We start from the raw sequence: 11,117 nt of genomic DNA on the forward strand, positions 1-11,117 counted from the left end.
AAAGAAAAGTTCCCTGGATACATATTGATGGTGTCTGGGGACTTTTTACTGTGCATCGGATGGTTTGACAGCTTCGTTACTGTGCCATTCTCCGCGGAATTCTTTAAAATTTCAGCAAAAACCATCAATTCTTTACATTGACGATTTACCTTCTAATATGGCAAAATAAGTATAACGGACGAAGTAGGACTGCCGGGCGTGAAACACCGCCTGGTTTTCCGTGTTTACAAGAGAAATAGAGGGAGGAAAGAAAATGGCAAAGAAAAGAAAATGCGGCGTGCTGCTTCCAATCAGCAGCCTGCCTTCAAAATATGGAATCGGATGTTTTGACAAAAAAGCATATGAATTTGTAGATGCACTGAAGGCTGCCGGCCAGAGTTACTGGCAGATCCTGCCGCTGGGGCCGACCAGCTATGGAGATTCTCCATACCAGTCCTTCTCCACTTTTGCTGGAAATCCATATTTTATCAGCCTGGAAGAGCTGATAAAAGAAGGGGTTCTCACCAAAAAAGAATGTGACAGTGTTGATTTTGGAGATAATGAGTCAAGTGTTGACTATGCAAAATTATACGAAGGCCGTATGATTCTTCTTCGAAAAGCATATGAAAGAAGCAATATTTATATGGATCCAGAATTCCGTAAGTTCCAGGAAGAAGAGGCATGGTGGCTGAAAGATTATGCACTCTTTATGGCAGTGAAGAAGCGTTTCGGCGGTGTACAGTGGAGTGAATGGGCAGAGGATATCCGCCTTCGCTGGCAGAATGCACTGGATTATTACAGAGAAGAAATGTATTTCGAAATTGAATTTCAGGAATATATGCAGTTTAAATTCCGCCAGCAGTGGATGAAACTGAAAGCTTATGCCAATGAAAAAGGAATCCAGATCATTGGTGATATTCCAATCTATGTAGCAATGGACAGTGCGGATACCTGGGCAAACCCATGGCTCTTCAAACTCGATGAGAAGAATTGCCCGACACAGGTGGCCGGATGCCCTCCGGATGGATTTTCCGCGACTGGTCAGCTCTGGGGAAACCCGCTGTATAACTGGGAAGTGCATCGCAACTCCGGATATGAATGGTGGATCAAACGAATTGCCAATTGTTTCCGTCTGTATGATGTTGTAAGGATTGATCATTTCCGTGGATTTGATGAATACTATGCAATTCCTTATGGCGATGCGACAGCAGAAAACGGATGGTGGGAAAAAGGACCTGGAATCGATCTGTTCCGTGCAATTTCCGCAAGTCTTGGTGACAGGGAGATCATCGCAGAAGACCTTGGATATATGACAGACAGTGTTAAGAGACTGGTAGAAGAGAGTGGCTATCCGAATATGAAGGTTATTGAGTTTGCCTTTGATGAGCGTGATACCGGAAATGCCAGTGACTACCTGCCACACAACTATCCAAGAAACTGCGTTGTTTATACGGGAACACATGATAATGAAACACTGCTTTCCTGGCTGGAGAATATCACTCCGGCAGAGAGACGGCAGGTGCGTAAATATCTGAATAATTTCAAGGACTCCGGTAAGGAACTGTGTGACGACCTGATCTGTCTGGTAATGCAGAGTGTTGCGAATCTCTGTATCGTGCCGATGCAGGATTATCTGGGACTCGATAATTCCGCACGAATGAATCAGCCATCCACACTTGGAAAGAACTGGAAGTGGAGATTAAAAGAAGGACAGTTCACGGCAGAACTTCAGAAAGAAATGCTGGAACTGGCAACACGCTACGGAAGAAGATAATAAAGATCATTCAAGAACGTCAGGCAACTGGCGTTCTTTTTTCTTCTGTAAATGATACAGATGACAATAAAATTATATTATGCTAAAATGAGCACAGAAGATTGTAGCTATTCGGAAACGAGGAATAATAGAATGAAAAAATCCATAGAAAAAATAACATATTGTTTTGTAATAATAGCTGCATTGTTTGTATCATTTGTGTCATTTGTTGAGCCTCTTGTTATGAAAGATATAAATATAACAAAAGTAATACTGGTGTTGCTATGCTATGCAGCAGTATTTGCAGGAAGCCTGACACTGTTCCGGCGATTATCGGAGAGAACACTGTACTACCTGACCATAGCAGGGATATTCGCAGCGGTTATTGTGCAGACATATATTGTTTTTCATATGCGACTGGTTCCGGAAGTGGATCTGAATCATATTTATGATTATTGTGTAGATATGGTGGAGACAGGGAAAATCAGTTTTGGCGAATCGAAGTACTTTGCTTATAATACAAATAATATTCCACTGGCAATCGTAATCTACTATGTATTCCGTATGGCAGCATTTACAGGTATGGATTACCGGATTGCGGCTGGATTGTTTAATGTGCTGTTGATCCTTGTTATGTATGTATCTGCATTCCTTATTTTAAAAAAAGTTACTACGATTCGAACAACCGCGGTATATATGGTATTACTTCTTACGAATCCTTCTTTTTACGCATACGCGTCTTATTATTATACTGATACGATATCAGCCGGACTGGTTATGGCCGGTGTAGGTTTTATTATATACGGCTGTTACAAGAAAAAAAATCACTGGAAGATGATACACTTTCTTGCTGCCGGATTTCTGATCGGGTTTGCAACCTGCATTCGTGTAACCAGCATTTTTATAGTACTTGCGGTTGGCGTCTGGATCTTGCTGAATAAGTATTGGAAAAAGTTACTTACATTGGGGATTCCACTGGTATGTGGTTTGCTGATTTTTCAGTTGGCATGGGGTGGAGTATATCGTTACCATGTAGACATGGATACTTATGATTCGGCGATTACGATTGAGCATTTTCTGATGATGGGAAGCCATGGCAATGGAACGTACAATGTAAAAGATATGAGGTTTACACGCAGTTTTCCGACACATGAAGAAAAAGTGGAAAATAATAAAAAGGTCTATCTTGAACATCTTCGTGAGAATGGAGTGCTGGGGAATCTGAAGCTTGCCATAAAGAAAGAAGCAATTGTATGGGGAATCGGTACACATGGATATACTCAATACACAAAAAATGTAGTGGAAAAAACAACCTGCTATGACTGGCTCGTTGGTAAAAGATCCGGTTTGTTCAGAACATATATGCAGGCTTACAATATAGTATTGTATGTTCTGATCCTGTCTGGCGTGTGTTGCACATTTCGTAAGAAAAAAACAGACAAATACAGCTGGATCCTGGCAATCTACTGGTGTGGTGCGCTTGTCTTTTATATTTTCTGGGAGGCGCATCCGAGGCAGTCAGTAAGTATATTGCCTTTATTGACTATGCTGGCTGTTCCATGGATAGAAAGAAGTTGTATTGTCCGTGATTAAGATTTATACTTAAGATATTTTCAGAAGATTAAAGGAGTAATTCTCATGCAGACAGCCAAAGATTATTTGCATGTTTTTCTTGATATGGGCGATGCACTGTTAAACAGCGGTGCAGAGATCTTCCGGGTGGAGGATACACTGAATCGAATGGGCTATGCCTGTGGTGCTACTCAGATGAATGTTTTTGTGATCACATCCAGTATTGTCATTACGATGGAATTTCCGGGAGACGGAGCGCGTACACAGACTCGCCGGGTACGGGAAGATGGCGGAAATGATTTTACCAAGCTGGAGCAGTTAAATGACTTGAGTCGTCGTTTTTGCAGGCAGCCTGTTTCTGCCACAGAACTTCGAAAAGAATTTGATAAGATCAATGCAGACAGACCAAAGCCACTCTGGAAACTTTTTGGAAGCCTTCTGGCGGCCAGTAGTTTTGCACTTTTTTATGGTGGAAGTATTTCGGATGCGATTGCGGCAGGACTTGGGGCTGTTTTGATCTGGGCATTACAGCAATATTTTCGACCAGTGTGTATGAATGAAGTGACGTTTCAGTTTGCTGCTTCTTTTCTGACAGGATGTGTTATTTGTGGACTTGTTTTGCTTTGTCCGTTCCTTCATATGGATAAGATTATGATTGGGGACATTATGCTTTTGATTCCAGGTCTTATGTCAACAAATGCTATCCGGGATGTGCTGATTGGTGATACACTTTCCGGAATTATCCGTCTGATTGCGGCATTGCTTCTGGCGGCCGCACTGGCACTTGGATTTATGGGGGCAATTCTTCTGTTTAGGAGGCTGGGGCTTTGAACACAACAATTGTAATACAGCTGATTACCGGAGCCCTTGGTTCCGTGGGATTTGGAATTCTCTTCCATATGAAAAAGAAATACCTGCCTTTGGCAGCAGCTGGTGGATTTATAAGCTGGATGGTGTTTCTTCTCGGAAAAGGACTTTGGGGAAATGTCTTTCTTCCGTCATTGCTGGCAGGCTTTATTGTAGATGTGTATGCGGAAATTCTTGCAAGAATCTGTAAAGAAACGTCTACATCCTTTTTTGTAACTTCTGTTATTCCGTTGATTCCCGGAAGTACACTTTATTACTGCATGAACAGTATAGTGGAAGGGAACACGGTACAGGCACTGGAATATGGAAGGGATACTTTTCTCTTTGCATTTGGAATTGCAGCGGGAATGAGTATTGCGTGGGCAATCTGCTATTTCCTCAGAAGTATAAAGAAGAAATAGAATCAGGGCTGCGGTCACTGTCAGGTGATTGCGGCCCTGTAAATTTATCTCAGTCGAGAAGACTCCCACCTCTTTCAGGTGGGTGAGTAATAGCAAATTTGTCTCAGTGGGAGTCCAATCTCTGACTGAGATAAACGCTCCGCGAGGATGCGCAGTGATTCTGTAAAGAATATGTCAGCTTATGCTGACCAGAATCACGCGCCAAGTCTCACGGATGTTCGACTTGAAAATATTATTCAGCAAGATAATAAACAGAAGAGTATGGCGGCAGGGTCAGGACGATCTTGCCGTCTTTTATTGCCTTTGTGGCACTTTTACGTTTCTGGGTTCCGCCATAAACAGTGAGATTGCTGTTCAAGAGTTCTTTTAATTTCTGTGCATCAGAAATGTGCAGTTCATATACCTGTTCCTGGTCGGAAAAGTTAAAAAGAGAAATCATACGCTCTTTTTTGCTGCAGCGTTCAAATACATAGATGCAGCATCCTTCCTGATGGCAGTCGATCCATTGGAAACCATCTGCTTCATAATCTTTTTCCCAGAAAGCAGAGTGTTCCAGATACAATTTATTCAGGTCATTCATGAAACGGGCGAAGCCAGCATGAATTGGATAATCCAGAAGCATCCAGTCCTGCTCACGTTTTTCATCCCATTCACGGAACTGTCCGATTTCATTTCCCATGAAATTCAGTTTTTTGCCTGGATGTGCATACATGTACATATACAGAGAACGCGCCTGTGGGAATTTGTATTCATAGTCGCCGCTCATTTTCTGCATGATCGTTGCTTTGCCGTGAACAACTTCATCGTGAGACAGTGGCAGCAGGAAACGGGCATCATAGTAGTACATCATGGAGAATGTCAGTTTGTGATAGTTTTCCGGGCGGTATTCCGGTGCGGTACGGAAGTAATTCAGCGTATCGTTCATCCATCCCATATCCCATTTATAATCAAAACCAAGGCCGCCCTGATCGACCGGATCGGTTACTTTTGGGAAAGAAGTGGAATCTTCGGCTGCAAGAATTACAGAAGGATGCATGCACTTCAGTCCCTGATTCATATACTGCAGGAACTCTACAGCATTGAGGTTGACGCCTCTTGCAGGATCACCCTGCCAGTAGATTGCACGGCTGATCGCATCCATACGGATACCATCCATATGGAATTCGCTGATCCAGTAGTTTGCACAGGACTGCAGGAAGCTTCGGGTCTCGCCGCGAGAATGCATGAAGTTGCAACTTCCCCATTCACTGACACCAACCGCAGAGTTCGGATATTCATAAAGTGCGGTCCCATCGTAATTCGCAAGACCATAGGCATCTACGGCAAAATGAACCGGAACAAAATCCATCAGTACACCGATGTTATGTTTGTGACAGGCATCTATGAATGCCTTCAGTTGATCAGCTGTTCCGTATCGGGAAGTCGGACTGAAAAATCCGGTTGCCTGATAGCCCCAGGATTCATCACATGGATATTCATTCAGAGGCATGATCTCCAGGTAGTTATAGCCGTTTTTTACCAGATATGGAATCAGAATATCAATCATTTCTTCATAGTTATACCAGTCGTCTGCTTTGTCAGAAGGCTTGCGAAAAGAACCAAAATGAATTTCATAAATGTTCAACGGTTTCTTTCGGCAGTCGCTACGGCTTTGCAGCCACTGGCTGTCTTTGAATTTGTATTTTGACATGTCACGAATGATAGAGGCACTGCCTGGGCGAAGTTCCATGCCAAATCCATACGGATCGCAATGATCGACTGGATTACCGTTACGGTCATAAATCTTATATTTGTACATCTGACCGGATTTTGCCTGTGGAACATAGCATTCCCAGAAATTACCGTCAGAAACTTTGTTCATTTCCCATTCCTGCCAGTCATTGAATTCTCCGATCAGAGTGATGCGGGAGGCTGAAGGTGCAAAAGTACGAAAAGTTACGCCTTTTTCTTCAACATGGGCACCAAGATATTTATAAGCGTCAAAAATTTTTCCTGTATAAAATCCATAAAAATCCATCATATTCTCCTTGTAGATAATAGACATTAGTTGCTTTTTTGAGTATACTAAAAGGTAAAAGTGCGGAGTAATCCGCAGGTATTATAGTTACTTTATACTAAAGAAACAGGGGGATTGTCCACCGACGATTTGGCATAAGCGGTGGATAACCGACGATTTATAAAATCTGTCGGAAAAAGGAGAACAGGAAACATGGATATCAGAATAGAAAAAACAGAGAGAGCGATCCGAAATGCATTTCTGGAATTGCGTGCAGCGAAGCCACTGGAGAAAATTACGGTGAAAGAGCTGTGCAGCCTGGCATGCATCAATAAATCAACTTTTTACAGTCATTATGAGGATATTTATGCACTTTCACAGATGCTGGAGTCAGAGACGATCACGACAGTGATCAAAAATATTTCCAGTCAGCAGGAATCACCGTTTAAAGATCCGGATGTGTTCACAAGAAATTTATATATGGCGCTGGTATCGAATCATTCACTGATCAATATTTTGTTTTCCGGAACAGAAAAAAGTCATCTAGGTGACTGTCTGGAAACAGAATTGAAACGGCTGATTGTGGAAAAATATCCGCAGTATGAGACTGATCCGGAGAAAGATATCATGCTTTCCTTCTGTATTCAGGGATGCTTTCATGCGTATCTGAATAATCAGAAAAATGATCTGGATACACTGATCCATGTCAGTGAGACGATTGTGCGAAAACTGGCCCCTTTGTATATAGAAGAAAGAAGAGAACATGAATGAAAAAACTGGTTATTGGAATTCTGGCACATGTAGATGCCGGAAAGACAACTCTGTCAGAAGAACTTCTGTATCTGTGCGGTGAGATCCGTAAGATTGGCCGTGTAGATCATGGAGATGCTTTTCTTGACACATATGAACTGGAAAAAGAACGAGGGATTACGATTTTTTCCAAGCAGGCGCTGCTGAAAACAGAAAATATGGAAGTAACGCTTCTGGATACCCCGGGACATGTGGATTTTTCAGCTGAGATGGAACGTACGCTACAGGTCCTCGATTATGCGATTCTGGTGATCAATGGAATGGACGGTGTGCAGAGCCATACGATGACTTTGTGGAGACTTCTGGAGCGATATCAGATTCCGACATTCCTGTTTGTCAATAAGATGGATCAGCAGGGAACAGATCACGATGCATTGCTGAATGATCTGAAGCAGCATCTTCATGAAAATTGTGTGGATTTTGGGAGAACACAGGATACAGATTACGGAATGTATGAACTTACTCCAGAGCAGCTGGAAAACATTGCGGTCTGTGAGGAAGACCTTCTGGAAACATACCTGGAAACAGACATCGTCGAAGACCGTGATATTGTACGACTGATCGTACAGCGAAAAATCTTCCCGTGTTATTTTGGTTCTGCACTTAAAGAAAAAGGCGTTAAGGATTTCTGGAATGGTGTACAGCAATATACAGCAGAACCAGAGCGTCCGACAGAATTTGGCGCAAAAGTATTCAAGATCGCCAGAGATGAACAGGGAAATCGTCTTACGTATATGAAAATCACAGGAGGCAGTCTTAAAGTAAAGACACTGCTTTCTTCAAATTCAAACGGACAGAGCCTGCCGGGACGAAAGGCAGAGAACACAGACTGGGAAGAAAAGGCAAACCAGATCCGTCTGTACTCCGGGGCAAAATATGAATTGACACCGGAAGCTGAAGCCGGAACAGTCTGTGCGGTGACAGGACTTACCAGAACTTACCCTGGCGAGGGTCTGGGAAGAGAATCGGAATCAGAACTTCCGGTTCTGGAACCTGTCCTGAATTACCAGATTATCCTTCCGGATGACTGTGACCCACATCAGATGCTCCAAAAGCTGCGTCAGCTGGAGGAGGAAGAACCGCAGCTTCACATTCTGTGGGACAGCCAGCTTTCTGAGATTCATGCACAGCTTATGGGAGAAGTACAGATTGAAATCTTGAAAAAAATGATCTGGGATCGTTTTCATGTAGCTGTGGAATTTGGTGCCGGAAGTATTGTTTATAAAGAAACGGTTGCAGAGCCGGTAGAAGGTGTGGGACATTTTGAACCGCTCCGTCATTATGCAGAAGTACATCTTCTGATCGAACCGGGGGAACCAGGAAGCGGATGCCAGTTCTTTACTGCATGCAGTGAGGATGTACTTGCACGAAACTGGCAGAGACTGATTCTGACGCATCTTGAAGAAAAGGAGCATATTGGTGTATTGACTGGATCGCCACTGACTGATGTGCAGATTACGATTCTTACCGGAAGGGCACATGCGAAACATACGGAGGGTGGTGACTTCCGACAGGCAACTTACCGTGCGGTACGTCAGGGACTTCGCAAAGCAAGAAATATTCTTCTGGAACCGTATTATGAATTCCGACTGGAAGTACCGGCAGAGATGATAGGACGAGCAATGGCAGATGTCCAGAAGATGCAGGGAACGTTTGATGCACCGGAGGTAGAGGGCGAAACTGCAATTCTCAAAGGGACTGCGGCTGTCGCTCAGATGCGGGATTACCAGAAAGAAGTGGTTTCCTACACACATGGAACAGGAAAACTTTTTTGCAGCCTCAAAGGATATGCGCCATGTAAGAATCAGGATGAAGTGGTACAGAATATTGGATATGATCCGGAAGCGGATCTGGAAAATCCGACCGGATCTGTATTTTGCGCGCATGGAGCTGGTTTTGTTGTTCCCTGGGATCAGGTGGAAGCTTATATGCATCTGCAAAGTGGTGTGGATATGGATGAACTGGACAGTGAAAGCTGGTATGAGGATGTGGGAAGTGCGCAAAATCCGGGTACAGCGGTGGATAACGCAAACATTTCCGGAAATATCAGTGGAAAAAACGGAAAGTTTTCTTACAGCGGAAGCTATGAAGAAGAGGAAGAACTGCAGGCTATTTTTGAACGTACTTTTGGGCCGATGAAGCGTGACCGTACTGCTTTCCAGAAAAAGACCGTACACAGTTCGACGCCGGCTACCCGTTACAGAGCAGGGAAACCGCGACAGGAAGAATATCTGCTGGTGGATGGATACAATATCATCTTTTCCTGGGAAGAACTGAATGAACTTGCAAAGGAAAATATTCATGCTGCATGCGACAAATTGATGGATATCTTAAGTAACTATCAGGGGTATCGTAAATGTACGCTGATTCTTGTTTTTGATGCCTACAAAGTGGAGGGACATGCAGAAGAAGTCATTCCGTATCATAATATCTATGTGGTTTACACGAAAGAGGCCGAGACAGCAGACCAGTATATTGAAAAGACGGTCCACAGGATCGGCAGACAGTATCAGGTAACGGTTGCGACTTCTGATGGGCTGGAACAGGTCATCATTATGGGACAGGGCGCCCACAGAATCTCTGCACGGGGATTGAAGAAAGAGATAGAAGATACGGAAAAAACTGCCAGAGAAGAATGGCATCAGCGCAGACAGAGCAGCAAAACGTATCTGTTTGATCATATGTCAGAGGAGATGCAGGAGCAAATGGAAAAAATCCGTCTGGGAGAAAATAAATGATCTATTTATATAAAAGAAACAAAACAGGAATCTGCATTGACCGTGTATATGGATACGATACGATCGTAGAACTTCCGGATATGCTGGAAGGCTTTCCGGTGACGGAGTTGGGAGCGTATATTTTTTCGGACCATATCGATTCGACAGAATTAAAAATGATGAAGGAAAAAGAAAATTTTTGCACAGAGAACGGCAGGGCGACACGACCTGAGGATGATATGCCGCAAGCTGCGGGAAATCGTGTAGAAGAAATCCGTCTTCCACGTCAGCTCAGGAAGATTGGCCGGTATGCTTTTTATAATTGTTTTCATCTTAAGAAGCTTACGTTCTATGGAAAAATGCAGGACCTGGGTGCAGGAGCACTTACCGGCTGCCACAGGATGGAACAGATTGCGGTGGAGACCGATGAAAAGGGAGAATCCAGTTTACGGGATTTCCTGACAGAGCTTCCGGAGACACTATGCGTTGACATAACGATAGATGGGGAATATGGAAGATTCTGGTTTCCGGAATTTTTTGAAGAAGGTGTGGAAAACACGCCTGCCAGGATCCTGGAAAATCATGTGCATGGAAGCGGAATTCGTTATCGAAACAGTTTCGTACATAAAAAGATCAATACGTTGGAATACGACCGGCTATTTCCATATGCAGTTGCCTGGGAACAGGAGCGGATCGTATTGAATCTGGCACTGGACCGGATCCTTTATCCGGTAAGCATGACAGATGAGGCAAAAGAAAAGTATCTCATATATATAAAGGAACACATACAGCAGGCAATAAGGCTTCTGGGAGAACAGAAAGCATATGATTCCATGCAGCGTATCCTGAGGAAACTTGCGCCAGATCGGGCAGAAACAGAAAAGATGCTTGAAACGGCACAGAGTGCGAATGATTCCAGATGTGTCAGCATTTTAATGAATGAACTACAGAAACATGGAAGAAAACAGAGAAAGGCATTTGAACTGTGAAAAAAGAGTACAGGGGCAAATTTGGAAATTTTG

General features: G+C 43.4%; 8 protein-coding genes. 7 read left to right on the plus strand and 1 reads right to left on the minus strand.

What is annotated here, in order from left to right; all coding sequences use genetic code 11:
• The first annotated feature begins 253 nt into the window (after positions 1–253).
• The 4 genes from malQ (at position 254) to LI112_RS04665 (ending at position 4,572) form a co-directional block, all read left to right on the plus strand.
• The gene (gene malQ / locus LI112_RS04650; RefSeq protein ID WP_227190303.1) at positions 254–1,753 is read left to right on the plus strand and encodes a 4-alpha-glucanotransferase; all 1,500 of its coding nucleotides are present in this window, start codon (positions 254–256) and stop codon (positions 1,751–1,753) included.
• A 132-nt stretch (positions 1,754–1,885) separates the two neighbouring features.
• Positions 1,886–3,325: a hypothetical protein gene (locus LI112_RS04655; protein ID WP_117739104.1), complete on the plus strand. Its 1,440-nt coding sequence runs from the start codon at positions 1,886–1,888 to the stop codon at positions 3,323–3,325.
• Positions 3,326–3,370: 45 nt separating this feature from the next.
• Positions 3,371–4,135, plus strand: a complete 765-nt coding sequence (locus tag LI112_RS04660) for a threonine/serine exporter family protein (protein WP_005421864.1) — start codon at positions 3,371–3,373, stop codon at positions 4,133–4,135.
• Positions 4,132–4,572, plus strand: a complete 441-nt coding sequence (locus LI112_RS04665) for a threonine/serine exporter family protein (protein WP_022388677.1) — start codon at positions 4,132–4,134, stop codon at positions 4,570–4,572. Before LI112_RS04660 ends, LI112_RS04665 begins: the two co-directional genes overlap by 4 nt.
• A gap of 232 nt (positions 4,573–4,804) precedes the next feature.
• Here LI112_RS04665 and glgB read toward each other — a convergent pair whose 3' ends face one another.
• Positions 4,805–6,589 carry a 1,4-alpha-glucan branching protein GlgB gene (gene glgB / locus LI112_RS04670; RefSeq protein WP_227190304.1) on the minus strand — a complete coding sequence of 595 codons (1,785 nt, stop codon included), beginning with the start codon at positions 6,587–6,589 and terminating at the stop codon, positions 4,805–4,807.
• 192 nt (positions 6,590–6,781) lie between these two features.
• Between glgB and LI112_RS04675 the strand changes: the two genes are divergently transcribed.
• From LI112_RS04675 to LI112_RS04685, 3 genes are read left to right on the plus strand one after another with little or no spacing between them, the layout of a single operon-like run.
• Entirely contained in the window at positions 6,782–7,339 is a 558-nt protein-coding gene (locus LI112_RS04675; protein ID WP_005421870.1) for a TetR/AcrR family transcriptional regulator, read from the plus strand.
• Entirely contained in the window at positions 7,336–10,116 is a 2,781-nt protein-coding gene (locus LI112_RS04680; RefSeq protein WP_227190305.1) for a translation factor GTPase family protein, read from the plus strand. Before LI112_RS04675 ends, LI112_RS04680 begins: the two co-directional genes overlap by 4 nt.
• Positions 10,113–11,084: a leucine-rich repeat protein gene (locus LI112_RS04685; RefSeq protein WP_118197908.1), complete on the plus strand. Its 972-nt coding sequence runs from the start codon at positions 10,113–10,115 to the stop codon at positions 11,082–11,084. Before LI112_RS04680 ends, LI112_RS04685 begins: the two co-directional genes overlap by 4 nt.
• Positions 11,085–11,117: the final 33 nt, after the last annotated feature.

This window comes from Blautia sp. 210820-DFI.6.14, assembly GCF_020558815.1.
In the GTDB taxonomy this organism is placed as follows: Bacteria; Bacillota; Clostridia; order Lachnospirales; family Lachnospiraceae; genus Blautia_A; species Blautia_A obeum.